Raw genomic sequence first — 20,862 nt, forward strand, 5'->3', positions numbered from 1 at the left:
ATGAAATTGAGCTTAATAAAGAAGCCTGTTTCTGTAATGATGGCCGCAGTCCTGTTTCTCTCACTCATGACCGGTCTATTTAATTTTAGACCTCAGACTGCTCACGCTTCTACTACGGAGCAGACGCGATTTCTGCAATTATATGCGCAGCTAAAAGACCCCGCAAATGGTTATTTCTCTGCTGAAGGAGTACCTTATCATGCGGTAGAGACCTTGATGAGTGAAGCCCCTGATTACGGACATATGACGACCTCAGAAGCTTACAGTTATTGGATGTGGCTTGAGGTACTCTATGGTTATCACACAGGGGACTGGACTAAGCTGGAATCAGCTTGGGACAACATGGAGAAGTATATCATCCCTATTAACGAAGGTGATGGCAAGGAAGAACAGCCAACCATGAGTTATTACAATCCGAACAGCCCGGCTACGTATGCAGCGGAGCATGCTCAGCCGGATCAGTATCCAAGTCAGCTAGGTGGCCAGTATACAGCAGGTAAAGATCCGCTAGATGCTGAATTGAAGGCGACGTATGGCAACAACCAGACCTACTTGATGCACTGGCTGGTAGACGTGGACAACTGGTACGGCTTCGGCAACTTGCTGAATCCTACGCATACAGCCGCTTATGTGAATACATTCCAACGGGGTGAACAAGAGTCCGTTTGGGAGGCGGTCCCTCACCCGTCTCAAGATGACAAAACGTTCGGAAAAGCAAACGAAGGCTTCATGAGCCTGTTCACAAAAGAAGCTAACGTGCCTTCCGCTCAATGGCGTTACACGAATGCTACAGATGCCGATGCACGGGCAGTACAAGCAATGTACTGGGCTAAAGAGCTCGGCTACAACAATACAGTGTATTTGAATAAAGCTAAGAAAATGGGCGATTTCCTGCGGTACGGTATGTATGATAAATACTTCCAAAAAGTAGGAAGTGCAGCTACTGACGGCACACCTGATGCCGGGACTGGCAAAGATTCCAATCAATATCTTCTGGCTTGGTATACCGCATGGGGCGGTGGACTTGGAGCTACAGGAAACTGGGCTTGGAGAATCGGGGCGAGCCATGCCCACCAAGGGTATCAGAATGTCGTGGCTGCCTATGCACTTTCTGATTCGGATGGTGGTCTGATCCCGTCATCAGCTACAGCTGGACAGGATTGGGAAAATTCTCTGAAACGTCAATTGGAATTCTATACTTGGCTGCAGTCCTCTGAAGGGGCAATTGCCGGAGGAGCGACCAATAGTTATCAAGGCGCCTACAAGGCTTATCCAGCCGGAACCAGTACTTTTTATGGCATGGCATATGACGAAGCTCCAGTCTACCACGATCCTCCATCCAATAACTGGTTCGGGATGCAGGCATGGAGTGTGGAGCGGGTAGCAGAGCTGTACTATATCCTTGCTTCTAACGGAGACACTACATCTGAAAACTTTCAAATGGCAAAACAAGTTATAGAAAATTGGGTAGATTGGTCTAAAGATTATGCCTTTGCCAACAAACGTCCAGTTACGGATGCTGAAGGTTACTACCTGAACAGTCAAGGTAATCGAATTCTTGGAGGAGACAACCCACAAGTGGCAACAGTCTCTGCACCAGGAGAGTTCTGGATTCCAGGTAATGTGGAATGGACAGGACAACCTAATACGTGGAATGGCTTCAGTGGTTCTGCAGCAAACAGTAACCTGAAAGCCGTAACTAAGAGTCCAAGCCAAGATACAGGTGTACTGGGCAGCTATATTAAGGCACTTACCTTCTATGCGGCTGGCACCAAAGCTGAACATGGCAGCTACAGTACTCTGGGAGGAGAGGCTCAGGTACTGGCTAAATCTTTGTTAGACACGGCATGGGGTTATAACGATGGAATTGGTATTGCAACTACCGAAAGCCGTGGAGATTATTCTCGCTATTTCACTAAAGAAGTCTATTTTCCAAGCGGTTGGACAGGTACATTCGGCCAAGGAAATACGATCCCTGGTTCATCTACAGTGCCTTCCGATCCAGCTAAAGGCGGAAACGGGGTATACGCAAGCTATACCGATATCCGTCCAAATATCGTGAATGACTCCAAGTGGCAATATTTGCTGGACAAATACAATACTTCTTTTAATAAAGTGACTAAAACTTGGGACAATGGAGCCCCTGAATTTACCTACCATCGCTTCTGGTCGCAAGTAGATATGGCAACTGCTTATGCTGAATACGATCGACTGATCAACAGCAGTGTGCCTACTGAGCCAGTAGCTCCAAAAGCACCTTCCAAACCAAGTGTGGTCGCTGGTAACAAAGTTGTAGATCTTAGTTGGAACAACGTAACTGGAGCTACTAGCTACACTGTGAAAAGAGCTGCGACAACTGGTGGCCCTTACAGCGATGTGGCTGTTGTCACTCAGGCGACTTACAATGACGCTTCAGTGGTTAACGGTACGGATTACTACTACGTAGTTAGTGCTTCCAACGTGGTTGGAGAGAGCCCAAATTCGCTTGAGGTTCACGCCAAGCCTATTGATGTGCCGATTCCGGTACAAGGAGATTTGCTGGTGAAATACCGGACAAGTGATACCAATCCGGGAGATAATCAGTTCCGCCCGCAGCTGCAAATTGTTAACAATGGGGATACGGCTGTAGCGCTTAGCGATGTAAAGCTGCGGTATTATTACACGATTGATGGCGATAAACCTCAACAATTTAATGTTGACTATGCTAACATCGGTGGAAGTAATATACAGGGAACATTCGTGAAGGTGGACCCTGCCAAAACTGGAGCGGATTATTATTTAGAAATCTCCTTCGGCGCAGGTGCAGGCAGTCTTGCACCGGGAGCCAACACGGGTGATATCCAGATCCGGGTCAACAAAACGGATTGGAGCAATTACAACGAGGTTGGAGACTACTCTTATGATCCTGCCAAAACATCGTACACGGAATGGAATCATGTGCCGTTGTATTTGAATGGTGATCTAGCATGGGGACTTGAGCCTTAAAGTCTAAATAAGGGAAGCCCTAGCCATTTGGCTGGGGCTTTTTTTAGTAATTGGCTAGTTAGCGACTGCGACTAAATGTGGCTTCATATCCATTTTAATTGTATTTTTTACAACTAAAATACACCCTAGCCGCGCCAACGTAATTTAGTTGCACTTCATACAACTATTTATCAGTATATGGGTATTTATTGAGGTATAAGCTCAGTTTAACTGTACAATATACAACTAAAACCCAAAAAGAAATAAAAAAGCACGAAATAGCTGTATTAAATACAACTATTTCGTGCTTTTGGTATGTTAGTTAGATATTGTGAGTTACTACGATTACTTGTAGATAGGCTTTTATAGAAGCTTGGCTTACATTCACACTTGTGCTGAAGGAACAACCTTCTGCGCGTATTCTATCGTTCCGCCGCCGAGACATTGCTCGCCGAGATAGAAGACAACGGCTTGACCAGGTGTGATAGCTTTTTGTGGAACATCAAAGGCTACATTTATTGTTCCATCTTCACGCGCTGTAAGGGTCACGCCTTGATCTGGCTGGCGATACCGGAACTTGGCGGTGCATTTCAGCGGCTCTTGCCCAAGCTCTTGACCGTCAATCCAGTTAACACCGGAAGCAATCAGGCTAGTAGAGTACAGGCTATGGTGCTTGTCTCCTTGTACTACATAAAGAATGTTGCGGCTAAGGTCTTTCTCAGCTACAAACCACGGTTCGCCGTTGCCAGAGCCACCAATACCAAGGCCTTGGCGTTGGCCTAACGTGTAATACATAAGTCCGTCGTGGCGGCCTTTGATCTCTCCAGTTACTATGTCAACCATATCGCCAGCTTGTGCCGGGAGATATTGACTGAGGAATTCGCGGAAGTTGCGCTCGCCGATAAAGCAGACGCCTGTGCTATCTTTTTTCTTGGCAGTGTAAAGTCCTGCTTCTTCAGCAATTCTCCGCACTTCAGGTTTCGGCAGATGTCCAATAGGGAACATTGTTTTAGAGAGTTGATGTTGCCCCAGTGCATTCAGGAAATAGGTTTGATCCTTATTGTTGTCTACGCCGCGGAGCAGCTTGTACACACCATCTTCTTCTATAACACGTGCGTAATGTCCAGTTGCGACATAATCGGCACCAAGCTGAAGAGCTTTGTTCAAAAATTCTCCAAACTTAATCTCGCGGTTGCACATGACGTCAGGATTTGGCGTCCGGCCGGCCTTATATTCATCGAGAAAATAAGAAAATACCTTATCAAAGTATTCCTTCTCGAAATTAACGGTATAGTAAGGAATATCAATCTGCTCGCATACGCGGCGAACATCCTCTGCATCGCTTTCGGCCGTACATACTCCGAATTCGTCGGTATCGTCCCAGTTCTTCATGAAGATGCCGATGACGTCATAGCCCTGCTGCTTGAGCAGAAGCGCCGTGACGGAGGAATCGACCCCTCCGGACATGCCGACGACGACACGGGTGTCTTGTTTTGCTTTTGTCATCGTAATCACCATTTCTGTACCCAAAATACCGGTCATTCATGGAACACCCGGCTCAAAATGTATTATAACATACCTGTCTACTCTAAACCTCTGAAATAAGAGACTGGAAACAACAAAATGTCCACCTGGGGTGAACATTCTCGTAAAATGTTTCGTTTACCATTTCATTTGTGACTTCGGATATGATAACATAAACTGAGAGTAATTATCGGAATACCTTGATATGACAATCAAAATGACTTGCCGAATCAATAGTATACAATAATCAGACATTAAACTGAAAGAGGTGCCCCTTTGAAAATATCAACCAAAGGTCGTTACGGACTAACAATTATGATGGAGCTTGCACTGAAATTTGGTGAAGGACCAACTTCACTTAAGAGTATCGCTGAGAAAAATGGTCTTTCCGAGCATTATCTGGAGCAACTAATTGCTCCTTTGCGCAATGCAGGACTTGTAAAAAGTATTCGTGGAGCATATGGAGGATACATTTTGTCGCGTGAGGCGAACGCTATCACTGCCGGTGATATCATCCGTGTGCTGGAGGGCCCTATCTCTCCTGTAGACTTCACGGAAGAGGACGATGCAGCGAAACGGGATTTATGGTTGCGTATTCGTGACAGCATTGCCGATGTGCTGGATTCCACAACACTTTATGATTTGATTAACTACAAAGAAGAGAGTTTGGCTGACAATTACATGTTTTATATTTAGTCCTCGAATGAAAGATATTCCAAAAAAATAATGTGTCAACGTTTAGGCTCCCATTTGGGAGTCTTTTTTTATCTGCGATTCTATTTGTTCTTACGCTTATTAAAGAGCACGATCCAGCAGCAAGAGGCTCCGATGAACGCTGCGAGAATCGGTATCCATTGATTAGTAGTCAAGTTAGCACCTCCATAGTGCTTATAATTCTTTTGTCATAAAAACACTATAGGGGTCTTCAATGTAATCTGCAAACGGACAACAGTATTCAAATCCATATTGTTCATATAATTTTCTAGCTGCTTCGAACCCTTCAGTGGATCCGGTTTCTAAGCTCAGCCGCCGATAGCCTTGTTGCTTAGCTTCCTTAATGATATGGGCAAGCATTTTAGATGCAATACCCTTCCTAAGATGCTTGGTAGAAGTACGCATAGATTTGATTTCACCATGATGGCTACCCAGGTCTTTAAGAGCACCGCAACCTAAGAGTTCGCCCTGCTCCCAGGCGCTCCAGAAGGTAATTTCAGGTGTTTTTAATTTATCTAAATTCAACGCATGTACACTCTCTGGCGGGGATTGCTCAAACATGCTCTGCAGATGTTCACTGATCAATGCTATGATTTCGGTTCCGGTTAAGTTATCGATTCTAATCTCCATATTATTCACTCCCAATGATAAGATTATGGTTTGCTCTATATATCATATTTCTTTAGCGGAGTCCGCTGTTGTATGTTGTAGCAATCGGTCCAAGGCTTTCTGTATAAGTGGCATAAAGTAATTAAGAATTAAGCCGCCTAAACAAATGGTAAGTAGAGTGCCAATCCCAATAGGCCCATTGAAAATAATGGCGGCAAATAAGAAAACCAGATAAATGATTGTTCTAGTAAATAGTATACTAAGCCTAGTTATCGTTTGCAGTACTAATGTTAGTCGGTCCACTGGAATCGGTGCGAAATTTGCGTACAAATAAATGGATGTACCTAATCCAATTGCGATTAATCCTAAACCATAAAAGGCGATTTTACTGATCCACAGATTAGGCTCGATCAGATTGTTTAACAAAAAAAGCCACATATCGATACCAATGCCTGCTATAAATGCAGTTACCAACCCTAATAATTCTGGTCTTTGCTTGGATAAACATGAATTACATCCAATCAATAGGCATGCGATCAGCACCTCCCAACTGCCTACTGTAAGACCGACATTTTGGGATAGACCGACTAAAAGTGCATCAAAAGGGGACGCTCCAAGATCGGAGATTATTGTTAGTGAAACGCCTAGGGTTAAGATGAAAATTCCGCAAGTGAAAATGGAAAACGTAGTTACACTAAACTTCTTCATTCTATTGAAGCAGAAAGATCTTTAATCATTAAAAGATGAGGGATGCCATCCTCCATAAATTCAGTAGATGAAGCCCGATAACCAAGTTTCTTATAGAACCCCTCTGCCTGAGTTTGCCCGTGCAATTTAACCTTTTGATGCCCCTTTTCAACCACGATCTCTTCTAATGCAGAAATAATTTTTTTCCCAATTCCAAATTTACGATAAGGTTCTAGGATGCAAATACGCTCTAACTTACCTAATCCATCAAGAAAGCGGATCCTTCCTGTGGCAACTGGTTGCCCATCATAATAGGCGAGAACATGCTCACATTCTCCATTCAGCGTATCGAATTCATCAAATTCATCATTAAGGGGTACGCCTTGTTCCTCAACAAATACTTTTTTTCTTATTGAAAATGCAGCTTCAAGTTCCTCGATTAGTGTAATTCTTTTAAGATTCATTCTTGCTTACTCCATTCTGTATTTGTTTTTTTTAGGAAAAACGTCATAATGAATTAACGACAATTATAAGTATATATATAATCAATATTGTTGTAAATACAACATTATTGGAACTGGTAGGTGATTGAATGAAGGAGATACTTCGTGAAGTTGGAATGATAGCGAGGGCATTAGATTCCATAAGTAATATAGAGTTCAAGGAATTAGAGCTTACAAAGGGGCAGTATTTATATCTGGTCCGGATATATGAGAATCCAGGTATTATTCAAGAAAAGCTGTCGGAAATGATAAAGGTGGACCGAACAACAGCAGCGCGTGCGATTCAGAAACTTGAAATCCAAGGTTTTATTGAAAAGAAAGACGATGAAACCAACAAAAAAATAAAAAGGTTATTCACAACTGAAAAAGGTAAACAAGCCTATTCTTTTCTGAAGAGAGAAGGGGAACATACCGACTTGGTTGCGTTAGCAGGATTATCTGAAAAAGAAACGGAAGTATTGTTTCAACTCTTGCAAAGGGTTAGGAAAAATGTTGAGGTTGAGTGGGAATACGTAAAGAAGGGAAATAAAAGAGAGTACTAAAATCAGCAATTGTTATTGAACTAACCCAACGCGATCGCATGAAAAAATGCCTTGCTAGTGATAATACTGGCAGGGCATGTTAATGTGATGATCTATATATCAACGGAGCCGTGGAACGTGCGGAGCGGAGAATAAAAAAAACACCCTAAGGTGTTCTTTGAGGGTAATTATTGTTCTGCGGGTGTATTTCCCATTGCAATAGAAATTCTGTTCCAACTGTTGATTTGATTAATGACCAGTACAAGATCAATATATTGCTTCTCATCGTATTGTTCACGTACTCGTTTATATAGCTCATCAGGAACTCTTTTGGAAGGGATTAGCGTAATATGCTCAGATAGTTCGAGAGCAACCTTCTCTTCAGGTGTATAAAAAGTACATTCCTCCCAAACATTTAAACAATAAATTCGTTGTTCGGTTTCACCCATTTTACGAGCTTCGGATGTATGCATATCTATGCAGAAAGCACATCCGTTAATTTGAGAAACTCTGATTTTGATAAGTTCTCTTGTAGTCCGATTAATCGTAGATTTTTTGGTGTACATCTCCATATCCATCATGATTTTCATACCCTCAGGTGCAACTTCATTGTAGGCAACTCTTTGACTCATTTGGCAAGACTCCTTAGGCTTTAGTTTAGGAATAGTATAACTTTATTTTAACACTATTATTCTTTATATGCGAACATTTGTGCTTATTTACTTATGAGAAGGCAGAAATCACCGATGACCTCTGCATTGGTATACATAATGTTCCAAATCTAGTATTCTAGTAAGAAGATTTTATACGGATGATGTGAAATACATAGGAGCCCGTAATGAGACGTAGTTAACATAATAATACTCAAAATGAGGTGTTTTAAAATGGGCAAGAATTATCGTTGGAGGCACGAGAAAGGAATGGGAGTATTTCGAATGTTTGGTGTGATATTTATTTTTACTCTAATGCTTAAGGGCGTCACGTTATTAGTTCAGGGAATGGAGAGTCTGGTAAGAAATACATATGAATTTGGCTATGCTTTTGGATCTTTATTAGAGAAGGTTTTTTAACTGAAAAATCGAACATATGTAATATCAAAGCCCAGTATGCTATGGATCTTGCCAGAGTGGGAATCGGCGATGATGCGGATGCGAAAGCTCAGCGTAACAGCGTTCAAGTTCATGAAAATATTTTCTTTTTCATTACCTGCACTAAAAAGCCTATTGCCTAATCCCCGGCAATAGACTTTTTATGATGTTGGCAGCCAGCCCCAATCAAGTAATAACTACATCGGAATATCCCGCAAAAATAGTCTGTGTTCCCGGACTAGTATCTGTCCATACGCCGATATATCCTCCAGGCGGAACGGAAGTGATATCAATATAATCCCCTATTAAGGTTACAGGTCCTGTACCTCCAGCATTCGGATCGAAGGAAACGTTAGTTATTCTAGTGTTGGTAAATGTCTGTCCACCGTTAATGGATCGCGCAACATATACATCTAGCAAAAATCCGTTAACCTGATTGCTGTAATAGATCACATTTACTACGCCCGTCAAAGGGTCGACATCGATCGCAGGAAAAAAGTTCTGAGATCCCGCGGGTGCACCGGTAATACTAACGGGAGTGCTCCAAGTCATGCCCCTGTCGTTTGAAATGGACATGAATACATCAGAGTACCCTTGGCGGAAATCCTGCCAGATGGTATACACACGGTTGGTAAAGGGTCCGACTGATCGATCGGTTGAAATATTCGCAAATGTTAAGACCCGAAAAGCATAGCCGGGAACGGGCAGGACTATGGGCACAGGTACGATCGTGGACACAAGAACAGGGGCGCCAAACGTTGTTCCACCATCCAAAGAAGTTCTGATCACAAATCGGAATTCCGGATTTGTCGTAATCCATGCTCCATACACGCTGCCTATCAAATCCACAGCCACATCGGGACGTTCTACCTGATTAGCTTCACTGGAAAGCAGGATGGGAGTGTCCCATGTGGCTCCATTATCACGAGATCGACTAAGAAAAGCTGTCGAGTTACCTCCGTTAGCTACATTGAACTGATGATTGTAAGAAACATAGATATTTCCTAAATATGGGCTAGATTGTCCTACATCGATTGTGATATTTGTTTCGTCATTATTAATGTAGGTTCCATACCCGCTACTTACAATTACAGGGCTGCTGAAATTAGTACCATTGTTGGTGGAAATATAGAATATAGTTGTTCCGTCTGAAGCGCCTGGAAAAGCATGTGCAGAAATGGCAAATGTATTCGGAAAGGAGTACGCAACAGCAGGTGCTTCGGCCCCTGTAAATCCTGGAGGCAGAGGCAGTAAAGCTTGTGACCAGTTGGCACCGCCATCTAACGATCGATACATCCCTATTAATGGAACTCCGGTTGTAGTGTCTACAGCTACAGCAATCATGATCCCGGGAATAAGCAGATTCACAGCAACATAGGGTTCAAACTTTGGTGGCAAACCTGTAGTGACCTGAAAATTGAAATTGGTCATTGTCACCTCTCCTTTTTCATCTTTAATCTATGTTATGAAAAAAGCGGGAAAGGAACTGTATACCTGTCTATTTGGCTATTATTCCACGTGTTAACCCCTCCTCTTGCCTCACAACTATAAGCTAGCTGTTGAATAAGTTGATAGAAACCAAGAGGAGGAGTGAGAAAATGCCTTATACAACAGGTCTTATTACGAATACGAGAGCAACTGGTACTGCAGCGAGTAATGTAGTGGTCAGTGTTCGTAACACAAGTAATGCGAGTGCAATGATGATTGTCGAAGTCTTCGGTGTTCCATATTCCTTGCCAGCTCTTACCCCGCTTTATGTCACAGGTTATTTCGTTCCTGCAAAGAGTTCTGATATTAGAGAGTTTTTCATTGGGGGGAATCTGGCTTACGAGGTGCAAATTAGTAGTCCTTATCCTTTGGCAGAAGTAGTCACCTCTGTTTATGGGCTGGATGAGTTCGGAAATCTAGTTACCGATCAGCGGGTGCTTCAATCTGAAATGACGGAGATTACCGCCCTTTCTATACCTGTATAATAGTAATATTTAGACCATTAAGCAGCAGTCGCTGAAAGAAATAGGGCGATTGCTGCTTTTTTAGGCGTAATAAAGTATTTTAAGGGCATTCACACAGTCAGATGGGAGGAATCAAAATATACTGTTTTTATACTCCAATGTAGAGAGAGGTAAAAAATCATGGCGGATGTAGGAGTAGTTATGCCTGTGTATACCCAAAAGCCGGAGTTCTTACGGCAAGCTCTGCAGTCTGTTCTACACCAATCTTTTACCAATTTTCGGCTGGTTGTTGTGATCGATGGTGCACCTGAAATGGAACCGCTCGTGAGATCCATTATTGTCGAAGATCCAAGGGTAACGGTTATCTCTTACGTACAGAACAGGGGTATAGCACATGCACTGAATACCGGCTTTGATCTTTTGTATAGTGAGCCTAGTATTCAATATCTAAGTTGGGTTTCCAGCGACAATGTTTATGAACCCCGTTTCCTCGAAATCCTTCGGGGGGCGCTAGTTAGAGGTCCACAGGAGTTAGGCATCGTGTACAGTTCTTTTCAAAGCATCGATAACGAGGGAAGGTTTCTTCATAACGAACATCAATTAGCTACTCAGCGTAATTATCAGTCACAGCCTAAAGAGAGATTGCTGGATTACTCGCTTATTGGCGTTTCTTTTATGTACAAAGCACAGATTGCGAAGCTTGTTGGAGCTTATGGAATGGAACCGGTGGAGGATTATGATTACTGGCTGAGACTGGCTGAACATTGTGAAATTCGCTTTATACCGGTGGAACTGGTGAATTATCGTGTGGATTCTACCTTTAGTGTATCTGCCCAATTACATTCGGTTGAAAATCATCGTAGATGGAGATATGCCTATCATTTGACCCGCCATCAGGCACGGTTTCGCAGAGGAATTCCGGCGATGATTACCGTTCTATATCCTGTAGTGAATGCTTGTGCGGATGAAATAACGCGGATAGAGAATCTGTACGAACAAACGTATAGCAATTATGAATGCCGGGTGTTGGATTTATCAACTACGCGTCAGCCATCGGCTCTATTGGAAACCATACCTCATCCTGCGACAGCGTTCGCCTGGCTGCCTGGAGCTGTGGAGTCACACGCGATTTGCAGTGCTATAGAACAACTATCCACTCCATTCACGATAGTTTTAGGTCCAAAAGTTTTTATAGGAGCGCTCGATATTGAGTACATGCTGGAAGCTTTGGTAACTACGGGCGGGGATACGATTTCCAATTACTATACGGATGATCATAGCCTGATTGGATTTCGACACAGACATGTCCCATCGACCAAAGGCCACTATTATAATGAGCTGTTTCGCAGCGCAGATCTGTATGATTTGTTGAAGACCTCTTTTACCTAAAAATAATTTGCGAATGAGTGATCATAATGAAGATTTTGTTCACTTTTTATAACCCGAGTGGAGGTATGCAAACCCTGAACCGAGTTCGCTGCCAAGCGTTACATGCTCGCGGTGTAGAGTGCCATTTACTGTATACACACCATGGAAAAGGACAGCAGAATATCCGTAACATTAAAACGCATATTACCAATAGCGATGACGAGATCAGGGCAATGCTTGCTCGTGAAGCTTTTGACTTAATTGTAGTGTGTACGGATATTAACTTAGCAGAGCGGATTCGAGGGTTTGGGTATAAAGGGCCGCTTGTTTTTGAAGTGCAGGGTTTAGGCACCTTAGATGAAGCTGAGCAGGTCGTTAATAATTTTACAGAGCGCATTTACAGGCTCACCGATGCACTGCTGTATCCAGAAACAACCCATTTGCAGGCGCTTTTCAAAGGCGGATTTCCAACCATTCCACAATATTGTTTTGATGATCCGATCGATTGCGATCAGTTTGGATATACCAATTATCCCGCGAAAAGTTTCCCTATCCTCGGCTGGGTAGGACGCATTCAAACGAATAAGAATTGGCGGGAATTTCTGCAAATCGGGCAAAGGCTGCTGGCGATCCATCCCGAGCTTTATTTATGGATTTTTCAGGATGATACGTTGTTTGATCCAGAGCAAAAAGAAAGCTTTGATCAATTTGTAGCTGAGACGGGGATTTCTTCACGGTTGATTTCGTATTCCAATATTCCACATGAGCAAATGGCAGATTATATGAGCATTATTGGTGATTCGGGAGGATTGCTCCTTTCGACCTCGATTTTGGAAGGATTTGGATACGCGGTTGCTGAGGCGATGTTGTGCCGTTGTCCTGTACTTACTACAGATTCAGATGGCGTTCGAAGACTCGTCATTAACAATCACACTGGAAAAATATACACTAGAGGGCAGCTGGATGAAGCTGTGGTTGCTGCTCTATCCTTGATGGATGATCAGGCACTGCGGGCCAGAATCAGGATGAATGGGGAATGGCATATCCGGACTAACTTGTCCTCCGAGCTGTATGCGGACAGATTTCTGCAGATGTATCATCAATTGATGGGACGCAGAATTCATATTGAGCGACGCTGGTCTTAACTCTGCGGTTAATCCGCAGGGTTAAGATGTTTTTTCATGGATAAACAACGAGGTCAGAATTAGTGTCAATAAAAGGGTGATAATCATTCCTACCATTTGAATAATATTGTTTTCTATATCTCATTGATTAATTCCTTCGTATTATTCCGGACATTTCCTACTTCAGTGGAAACCGGATAGGCTCTCATTTGATGCTGATCATAGGGTTTAAGAAGCTTTATTAACGAAGTTGCGTCCTGATTGTCCCGGCTCAGCCATTCTGGCTCATCCTCAGGCTTCAAAATAACTGGCATACGGTTATGGATTTCAGCCATAAGTTCATTTGGGGTAGTCGTTATAATCGTGCAGGTACTTAATTTATTACCTTCAGGGTCCATCCAAATATCATACAATCCGGCCATTGAAAAAATACCCCCATCGCGCATCACGATTCGCATGGGTTGTTTGCTATTGCCCTGAACCTTCCATTCATAGAAGCCATCAGATGGAATGATGCAGCGGCGGGAGCTTACTAATCGCTTGAAAGAAGGCTTCTCAAGGAGTGACTCTGCCCGGGCATTAATCATTTTACTGCCGATTTTGTCATCTTTGGCCCATGAAGGAACCAGACCCCAGCGCAGTTCCCCAAGTTTATTGCTGGATCCTGTGTTAATGACTGCCGGAATTTGCTGCATGGGTGCTGCGTTATATGTTGGAGCATAGTGGATAATGGTTGAATCATTCGCAAAATATCTGACCATCAGCTCTTCCATGGTGACGGTTATCGTATATCGTCCGCACATTTTATACACTTCCCATTCGGTCGTTTTTGAGGCTGGATTTGTTTACAGCTTGTAAGCAGCATGTTATGCTCGAAATATTTCTTAGCTTGAACGGCTGTTGAGGGTTGTATCTTATTATAAACGAAGCACAATGAATGAAGAAAGCGGTGCATATAGGTGATTTTGGTAAGCTCTTGTTTAGCTGGTATGAAGGTAAGATATAATGGCACAGATTGTTTGGATGAGAAAATTCAGAAGCTTTTGAATGACAATCAAGCTATTGCTGTGTGTCCGGAATTATTAGGGGGATTCTCTACGCCTAGAGAGCCAGCTGAAATTGTCGGCGGGGATGGTGAGGCTGTGCTTGCAGGAACGGCTAAAGTAGTGGACCGATCGGGCATAGATGTAACAGAACTATATTTAAAAGGGGCTTATATTACGCTTGAGAAAGCTCAAGAAGTTTCAGCTACGATGGTAGTCCTCAAGGAAAACAGTCCTTCTTGCGGCAGCACCATGATTTATAACGGAGAGTTCAAAGGGAAGAAGATCGCTGGGAACGGCGTGACTGCAGCTTTACTTAGAAAAAACGGCATAGAAGTTACCTCTGAAGAGAATTGGCTGTCATTACCTTAGCCTGTGCAGGGAATTGATTACAATATTGTGTTCTTTAGTTTGTGGAAAACTAACTTCTCGCGCGGTATAATTTAATAGTTCTTAAAAACGAACTGTTTTCCTATACCCTAGAAGTGGAGAAATGAATGATGAAAACCATCTATTTGGACCACGCCGCATCAACCCCGGTTCATCCGGAGGTGGCCAAGGTCATGCTGAATATAATGACAGAACAATATGGAAATGCGTCCAGTGTACATCAGTTCGGACGTTCAGCCAAGAAAATATTAAATGGGGCGCGCGATACTATCGCCGCCTTTTTAGGCTGCTCGCCGGAAGAGTGGGTGTTCACTGGCGGCGGAACCGAAAGTGACAATCTAGCACTCTATGGAGCTGTCGCTGCTGTTGCTGCTGTTGCCCAGAAAGGCAATCATATTATCACCTCTGCGATAGAGCATCATGCAGTGCTACATACCTGCGAAGAGCTGGAGAAGGAAGGCTTTAAGGTTACTTATCTTCCTGTGGATTCTACAGGCCGAGTATCCGTTGCAGATGTAGAAGCAGCGGTGCAGGAAGACACAGTGCTAATCAGTGTAATGTATGCCAACAATGAGGTAGGAACCGTTCAGCCGATTCAGGAAATTGGCCAGTTTGCCAGAGAGCGGGGTATTCTGTTCCATGTTGATGCTGTACAAGCTCTTGGTGCCTTACAAATCACACTGCGGGAGCTTCCGGTAGATTACATGAGCTTTACAGCTCACAAAATCAATGGACCTGGGGGGATCGGTGGCCTTTATGTGCGGAGTGGAGCACCGCTGCATCCAAGACTCCACGGTGGCCTTCAGGAGCGCGGCAGACGAGCCGGAACAGAAAATTTAGCAGGTACTGCTGGATTTGCCAAGGCTGTTGAAATAGCAGTTACAGGTCTATCAGAACGTCGACAAAAAGTGCAGCTCCTGCGCAATAGACTACTTGAAGAGCTGGATGCGCTGATTGGACGGGAAAGTTATTCAATTAACGGCAATACCGAGCATTTTTTGCCAAGTATACTGAATTTGAGCTTCCCGGGAGCTAGAACAGATGTTATGCTGATGAACCTGGATATGGACGGGATTGCGGCAGCAAGCGGTTCAGCCTGCACGTCAGGATCACTGGAAATATCCCATGTTCTGAGAGCAATGGAGCTTCCAGAAAATATTTTAGGGTCAGCGATTCGATTTAGCATGGGTTTGGGTAATACTACTGAAGAAATTGAGTACGTTGCTCGAAAAGTTGAAACCATTCTGAATCGGCTGCGTATCAGAGACTAGTTACTTCTAGGCTATGGTAGGTATCCTGATCATTCGGGCTTTCACTTTTTGAGAACTCGTAATTACACTCAAAGTGAGGAGACCGAGCAGCCATGAAACTTCAAGATCTGATCGGCTTGGCTGTATATGAAGTTGAAGAGGGTAACGCAATCGGCAAAATTGTCGATATTTTGCTCGATTCAAACTGGAATATTACGGGTATTGAACTGGAAAGCAAATCTTTTTTTGGTGGCCATGTGAAATTTGTGGCATGGGAAGATATTGTGGCCTACGGCGAGGATGCTGTCATGATTCGTAATAAAGAGTCGATTGATAAGATAGATGCCGATCATATACCTTGTACTTTTCTACTTGGAAAGAACAAACTTAAGGATTTGAAAGTGCTAACTACAACTGGAACTATACTCGGACGAATATCTGATGTTTATTTTGACCAAAAGTTGGGAAACACAATAGGAGCGCTGGAAATTAGTGACGGGCTTGTCACTGATTTGATCGAAGGCCGCAAATGGCTGCCTTGTTCTGACGAGATGTCCATTGGTGAGAATGCATTAATGGTTCCTGCGATGAGCGAAGAACGGCTACAAAAAGCCATTAATATTGTTAACGGATAGGTGGAATGTATTATATGAAGTGTCCAAACTGCAACTCCAAAGATATCGGAAAGATCGGTTCCCACCAGTTTTATTGCTGGGGCTGTTTCATCGAATTGACGGTAAATGGCGAAAAAATGTCGGTTTATCAAGTTGAAGAAGACGGCACACTAAGCTCGCTGGACGACCTGTTCTCCGGGGATGATATGACTCAGGATTTCCCGCAAATTCATGCGTCGTCTTAACTATGAATCTTGCTTTGTAAGCAAGACTGCTCTATGTACTTAAGCGTCAATTTCCTTTCAGCTGAAATCAGTTGCAAGGTTATTGACGCTTTTTTGTGTGTTTGATGGTTATTTTGCTGCGGCCATACATATACTTATTTACGAAGCTAGTCCAGGCTCTACCGCAGGAGGGTACTCTCATGGAACAATGGTCCCAAAGTAAATGGTTCCGCTGGATGATCGGAGTGCTGCTATCCCTGATCATTTTGTATTTTGTTTGGTTGCTTCGTCCGATGCTGCAGGGGATTTTTGTATTTTTAAAGGCAATCCTCGCTCCATTTCTGGCAGCTATGATTATTTCCTATGTGCTGAATCCCGTGGTTAGTATGCTGGCCGGACGGAAGATGCCGCGTAGCGTAGCTGTTCTACTTATATATGCAGTGTTTCTAACGGCGATTACCGTGATCGCCATCAACCTTATCCCGATGTTTATTGAGCAGCTTGAAGAATTAAATGAACATCTGCCTGAGATCACACTGCAAGCCCAGGGGCTGATGAGCCATATGAATACAAGGCTAATACCGCCTGGGGTTGAAATGGGGATGAACAACTGGTTTTTTCAACTGGAGAATCGTCTGGCCGAAGGGATTTCGCATTTTCTCGATAATATAGGGACAACGATTAACTTGCTGTTCAATGCTTTTATCGTGCCGTTTCTGGTGTTCTATATTTTGAAGGATTTTGACGTATTTGAACGGACGGTGGTCTCTTGTCTGCCCCGCGCACGCCGCAAGTCTATTGTTACTTTGTTAAAAGATATCGATGCTGCGCTCGGCAATTACATTCGCGGACAATTTCTGGTCTGCATCATTATAGGTGTGCTTGCCTATATCGGCTATGCCATCGTCGGAATGCCTTATGCCTTACTGTTCGCCAGTGTGGTGGCAGTATTTAATATTGTTCCGTATATGGGTCCTTTTCTAGGGGCTGCACCTGCCATTGTGATGGCTTCGACCGTCTCTTTTCGATTAGTTCTACTGGTTGCTGTGGTAAACACTTTATGCCAAATTGTGGAGAGCAATATTATTTCTCCACAGGTCGTAGGCAGGACGCTACATTTGCATCCGCTGCTTATTATCTTCGCATTGCTGGTAGGTGGTGAACTGGCAGGGATGATTGGACTTATCCTTGCTGTACCGTTCTTTGCAGCTGCAAAAGTCGTAATTCAACACTTTATGGCGTTTTTAATCAAACGAAAGCCCGTATAAAGGGATAATCATTGACTATTGATAACAGTTTTGTATATAATGTTGGGGAATATTACTGATGACTCAGTATATAGTTGTTCGATGATGAGGAGTATTAATTCTATACCGTTATTGCAGAGAGCCGACACTAAGGTGCGAGTCGGTTAACGGAACAGAGTGAACTCACCTCGGAGTAACGGTGCAAGTTTACAGGATATCCATAAGAGATAATGGATGTCATGAATGAACCGCCGTCGCCTCACCCCCGCTAAAGGGTGCAAAGTGAGTGGCAGAATAAAGTATATTCGCCGCTAACTAGGGTGGTACCACGGGAATTATAACCTCTCGTCCCTAGCGATAATACGCTAGGGATGGGAGGTTTTTTTGTAAATATAAGAGAGTATACGTTTCACGCAATACTTCATGTCTTATATTTCCCGCATAAACGCTTACCGTCCTTATAAGGACACCGAAGGTGTATATGCTTGGTTAAGAAATAAGAAATCTAAGAAGTAACACTCCAAGGAGGAGCAGACAATGAGCGACAATCAAACAAATAGCACACCCGCTGGTGGTTACCGGGCGCAGACTATTGAGCCGAAATGGCAAAAGTTCTGGGATGAGAACAAAAGCTTTAAGACAGGAGAAGATCCTGAAAAACCCAATTTTTATGCACTGGATATGTTTCCGTATCCTTCAGGTGCAGGACTGCACGTAGGTCATCCAGAGGGTTACACAGCGACTGATATCGTTTCTCGCTACAAGCGGATGCGCGGTTTCAATGTATTGCATCCGATGGGCTGGGATGCTTTTGGACTTCCGGCAGAGCAGTATGCGATGGATACCGGCCAGCATCCACGTGATTTTACCGATAAGAACATCGATAATTTCCGTCGTCAGATCAAATCGCTGGGTTTCTCCTACGATTGGGACCGCGAGATCAGCACGACAGATCCGGATTATTATAAATGGACACAATGGATTTTTATCCAGTTGTATAACAAAGGCCTGGCTTATGTAGCAGAAGTACCTGTTAACTGGTGTGAGGCACTGGGTACGGTACTTGCCAACGAAGAGGTTATCGATGGTAAAAGTGAGCGCGGCGGTCACCCGGTCGTGCGCAAACCGATGCGTCAATGGATTCTGAGAATTACAGAGTACGCTGAGCGTTTGCTGGAGGATCTGGAAGAACTGGATTGGTCCGAAAGCATCAAGGATATGCAGCGCAACTGGATCGGGAAATCAACAGGTGCAGAAGTGAACTTTAACATTGAAGGTCACGAGGCTAACCTGACCGTGTTTACTACACGTCCAGATACACTGTTCGGAGCAAGTTACTGCGTACTGGCACCAGAGCATGAGCTTGTTGATGTGATTACCACTGAAGCTCAGCGTGCTGCTGTGGCAGAATATCGTGAAAAAGCTTCTCGTAAGAGCGATCTGGAGCGTACGGATTTGGCAAAAGAGAAGAGCGGTGTCTTCACAGGCGCATATGCAATTAATCCTGTGAATGGTGCGAAGGCGCCAATCTGGATTGCAGATTATGTGCTTGCTGGTTACGGAACGGGAGCAATCATGGCAGTTCCGGGTCACGATACACGCGACTGGGAATTTGCTAAACAATTCGGCCTGAATATCGTGGAAGTCGTTCAAGGCGGCAACGTTGAAGAAGAGGCTTATTCCGGAGATGGACCGCATGTCAATTCTGATTTCCTGAATGGACTCAAGAATGAAGAAGCGATTGCGAAGATGATTGCTTGGTTGGAAGAAAAGGGCGTAGGTAAAGGCAAAGTAACCTATCGTCTGCGTGACTGGCTGTTTAGCCGTCAACGCTACTGGGGAGAGCCCATTCCAATTCTGCATTTGGAAGATGGCACAATGAAGACTGTTCCGGTTGATCAGCTGCCGCTGGTACTGCCGGATGTAGATGCGATTAAACCTTCGGGTACAGGGGAATCTCCACTTGCGAATGTAACAGAGTGGGTGGAAACTATTGATCCTGAGACTGGCATGAAGGCTCGCCGCGAGACGAACACCATGCCGCAATGGGCGGGCAGCTGCTGGTATTACCTGCGTTATATTGATCCGAAAAACGATCAAGAGCTGTGCTCCCCTGAGAAGCAAAAAGCATGGCTTCCAGTAGATCTGTATATTGGTGGAGCGGAGCATGCCGTGCTTCACTTGCTCTATGCACGTTTTTGGCACAAGGTGCTTTATGATCTCGGCGTTGTTGAAACAAAAGAACCTTTCCATAAGCTGGTTAACCAAGGTATGATTCTTGGAAATAATAATGAAAAAATGAGTAAATCACGCGGAAATGTCATCAACCCGGATGAGATTGTGGAAGCTTTTGGTGCAGATACACTACGTGTGTATGAAATGTTTATGGGCCCTCTGGAAGCAACCAAACCTTGGAATGAAAAGGGTGTAGAAGGAGTTCACCGTTTCTTGTCCCGTGTATGGCGCCTGTTCGTGAGTGAAGATGGTAAGCTGAGCACCAAAATCACAGCAGACGGTGGCACTGACGAGTTCAAACGCACTTGGCACAAGACCATTAAGAAGGTCACTGATGATTTCGAGCATCTGCGTTTCAATACCTCAATTAGCCAGTTGATGATTTTTATTAACGATGCTTATAAGCAAGAAACTTTGTCCCAAGAAGCTGCTGAACACTTCGTACAAATGTTGTCACCACTGGCGCCTCACATCGCTGAAGAGCTGTGGCAGCTGCTCGGTCACGAAGGAAGTATCAGCTACGTGGCTTGGCCAACGTATGATGAAGCATGGACGGTGGATGCTGAGGTTGAAATCGTTATTCAGGTAAATGGTAAAATCGTACAACGCGCGTTGATCCCGCAGGATATGGGTCAAGAAGAGATGCAAGCTCATGCGTTGTCACTCCCGAATGTGAGTGCAGCAGTAGAAGGTAAAACCGTACGCAAGATCATTGCGGTTCCTGGCAAGCTTGTAAATATCGTAGTGGGTTAAGCGAAGAACGCAATAATGCCCGCAGCAACGGAGAATTCCGTGCTGCGGGTTT

Annotated in this window: 20 protein-coding genes and 1 other annotated feature; of the genes, 13 read left to right on the forward strand and 7 right to left on the reverse strand. The window is 44.0% G+C overall.

Annotation, left to right across the window (positions count from 1 at the left end):
* Nucleotides 1-2,985, forward strand: a complete 2,985-nt coding sequence (locus tag MHH49_RS16655; protein WP_341138789.1) for a glycoside hydrolase family 48 protein — start codon at nt 1-3, stop codon at nt 2,983-2,985.
* Between the two features lie 363 nt (nt 2,986-3,348).
* Here MHH49_RS16655 and mnmA read toward each other — a convergent pair whose 3' ends face one another.
* Nucleotides 3,349-4,470, reverse strand: a complete 1,122-nt coding sequence (gene mnmA, locus MHH49_RS16660) for a tRNA 2-thiouridine(34) synthase MnmA (RefSeq protein WP_076141568.1) — start codon at nt 4,468-4,470, stop codon at nt 3,349-3,351.
* Nucleotides 4,471-4,764: 294 nt separating this feature from the next.
* Here mnmA and cymR point away from each other — a divergent pair, with 294 nt between their 5' ends.
* On the forward strand, nt 4,765-5,184 hold the full coding sequence (gene cymR, locus MHH49_RS16665; protein WP_036677599.1) for a cysteine metabolism transcriptional regulator CymR: 420 nt from the start codon (nt 4,765-4,767) through the stop codon (nt 5,182-5,184).
* A 192-nt stretch (nt 5,185-5,376) separates the two neighbouring features.
* Here the strand turns inward: cymR and MHH49_RS16670 are convergent, their stop codons facing one another.
* Genes MHH49_RS16670 through MHH49_RS16680 form a run of 3 tightly spaced genes read right to left on the reverse strand, consistent with a single transcriptional unit; the run spans nt 5,377 to nt 6,962 of the window.
* Complete coding sequence (locus tag MHH49_RS16670) at nt 5,377-5,832, reverse strand: GNAT family N-acetyltransferase (RefSeq protein WP_339210582.1); 456 nt, start codon at nt 5,830-5,832, stop codon at nt 5,377-5,379.
* Between the two features lie 42 nt (nt 5,833-5,874).
* A complete protein-coding gene (locus MHH49_RS16675; protein WP_036677593.1) occupies nt 5,875-6,519 on the reverse strand; it encodes a YczE/YyaS/YitT family protein in 645 nt (214 codons plus the stop codon).
* Nucleotides 6,516-6,962 (reverse strand): GNAT family N-acetyltransferase, encoded by a 447-nt coding sequence (locus tag MHH49_RS16680; protein WP_038572966.1) that lies wholly within the window; start codon nt 6,960-6,962, stop codon nt 6,516-6,518. Before MHH49_RS16680 ends, MHH49_RS16675 begins: the two co-directional genes overlap by 4 nt.
* 128 nt (nt 6,963-7,090) lie before the next feature.
* On the opposite strand from MHH49_RS16680, the gene MHH49_RS16685 reads away from it, so the two are divergent.
* The gene (locus tag MHH49_RS16685) at nt 7,091-7,543 is read left to right on the forward strand and encodes a MarR family winged helix-turn-helix transcriptional regulator (RefSeq protein WP_036677586.1); all 453 of its coding nucleotides are present in this window, start codon (nt 7,091-7,093) and stop codon (nt 7,541-7,543) included.
* Nucleotides 7,544-7,710: 167 nt separating this feature from the next.
* Here MHH49_RS16685 and MHH49_RS16690 read toward each other — a convergent pair whose 3' ends face one another.
* Nucleotides 7,711-8,154, reverse strand: a complete 444-nt coding sequence (locus tag MHH49_RS16690; protein WP_036677583.1) for a carboxymuconolactone decarboxylase family protein — start codon at nt 8,152-8,154, stop codon at nt 7,711-7,713.
* Between the two features lie 288 nt (nt 8,155-8,442).
* Between MHH49_RS16690 and MHH49_RS16695 the strand changes: the two genes are divergently transcribed.
* Complete coding sequence (locus MHH49_RS16695; protein ID WP_155288181.1) at nt 8,443-8,592, forward strand: hypothetical protein; 150 nt, start codon at nt 8,443-8,445, stop codon at nt 8,590-8,592.
* Between the two features lie 204 nt (nt 8,593-8,796).
* Here MHH49_RS16695 and MHH49_RS16700 read toward each other — a convergent pair whose 3' ends face one another.
* The gene (locus MHH49_RS16700; RefSeq protein ID WP_051490984.1) at nt 8,797-10,041 is read right to left on the reverse strand and encodes a sialidase family protein; all 1,245 of its coding nucleotides are present in this window, start codon (nt 10,039-10,041) and stop codon (nt 8,797-8,799) included.
* Nucleotides 10,042-10,208: 167 nt separating this feature from the next.
* Here MHH49_RS16700 and MHH49_RS16705 point away from each other — a divergent pair, with 167 nt between their 5' ends.
* The 3 genes from MHH49_RS16705 (at nt 10,209) to MHH49_RS16715 (ending at nt 13,075) form a co-directional block, all read left to right on the forward strand.
* The gene (locus tag MHH49_RS16705; RefSeq protein ID WP_036677578.1) at nt 10,209-10,583 is read left to right on the forward strand and encodes a hypothetical protein; all 375 of its coding nucleotides are present in this window, start codon (nt 10,209-10,211) and stop codon (nt 10,581-10,583) included.
* Nucleotides 10,584-10,742: 159 nt separating this feature from the next.
* Complete coding sequence (locus MHH49_RS16710) at nt 10,743-11,951, forward strand: glycosyltransferase family 2 protein (protein WP_076105882.1); 1,209 nt, start codon at nt 10,743-10,745, stop codon at nt 11,949-11,951.
* A 26-nt stretch (nt 11,952-11,977) separates the two neighbouring features.
* On the forward strand, nt 11,978-13,075 hold the full coding sequence (locus tag MHH49_RS16715) for a glycosyltransferase family 4 protein (protein WP_341138286.1): 1,098 nt from the start codon (nt 11,978-11,980) through the stop codon (nt 13,073-13,075).
* A gap of 113 nt (nt 13,076-13,188) precedes the next feature.
* Here the strand turns inward: MHH49_RS16715 and MHH49_RS16720 are convergent, their stop codons facing one another.
* On the reverse strand, nt 13,189-13,857 hold the full coding sequence (locus tag MHH49_RS16720; protein WP_076316941.1) for an SOS response-associated peptidase: 669 nt from the start codon (nt 13,855-13,857) through the stop codon (nt 13,189-13,191).
* Nucleotides 13,858-14,013: 156 nt separating this feature from the next.
* Here MHH49_RS16720 and MHH49_RS16725 point away from each other — a divergent pair, with 156 nt between their 5' ends.
* The 6 genes from MHH49_RS16725 to leuS all read left to right on the forward strand — a co-directional run bounded on the left by MHH49_RS16725 (nt 14,014) and on the right by leuS (nt 20,810).
* Nucleotides 14,014-14,469: a DUF523 domain-containing protein gene (locus MHH49_RS16725; protein ID WP_076098996.1), complete on the forward strand. Its 456-nt coding sequence runs from the start codon at nt 14,014-14,016 to the stop codon at nt 14,467-14,469.
* Nucleotides 14,470-14,597: 128 nt separating this feature from the next.
* Entirely contained in the window at nt 14,598-15,758 is a 1,161-nt protein-coding gene (locus MHH49_RS16730; protein WP_076098997.1) for a cysteine desulfurase family protein, read from the forward strand.
* Nucleotides 15,759-15,850: 92 nt separating this feature from the next.
* The gene (locus MHH49_RS16735) at nt 15,851-16,372 is read left to right on the forward strand and encodes a PRC-barrel domain-containing protein (protein ID WP_038572961.1); all 522 of its coding nucleotides are present in this window, start codon (nt 15,851-15,853) and stop codon (nt 16,370-16,372) included.
* A gap of 14 nt (nt 16,373-16,386) precedes the next feature.
* On the forward strand, nt 16,387-16,596 hold the full coding sequence (locus tag MHH49_RS16740) for a hypothetical protein (RefSeq protein ID WP_036677557.1): 210 nt from the start codon (nt 16,387-16,389) through the stop codon (nt 16,594-16,596).
* Nucleotides 16,597-16,775: 179 nt separating this feature from the next.
* Nucleotides 16,776-17,843, forward strand: coding sequence for an AI-2E family transporter (locus tag MHH49_RS16745; RefSeq protein ID WP_036677553.1), 1,068 nt, complete (start codon nt 16,776-16,778; stop codon nt 17,841-17,843).
* 72 nt (nt 17,844-17,915) lie between these two features.
* Nucleotides 17,916-18,178 (forward strand) — a binding site (T-box leader).
* A gap of 181 nt (nt 18,179-18,359) precedes the next feature.
* A complete protein-coding gene (gene leuS, locus MHH49_RS16750) occupies nt 18,360-20,810 on the forward strand; it encodes a leucine--tRNA ligase (RefSeq protein WP_036677550.1) in 2,451 nt (816 codons plus the stop codon).
* Nucleotides 20,811-20,862: the final 52 nt, after the last annotated feature.

Source organism: Paenibacillus sp. FSL F4-0122 (assembly GCF_038002845.1).
GTDB lineage: Bacteria > Bacillota > Bacilli > Paenibacillales > Paenibacillaceae > Paenibacillus_AQ > Paenibacillus_AQ odorifer.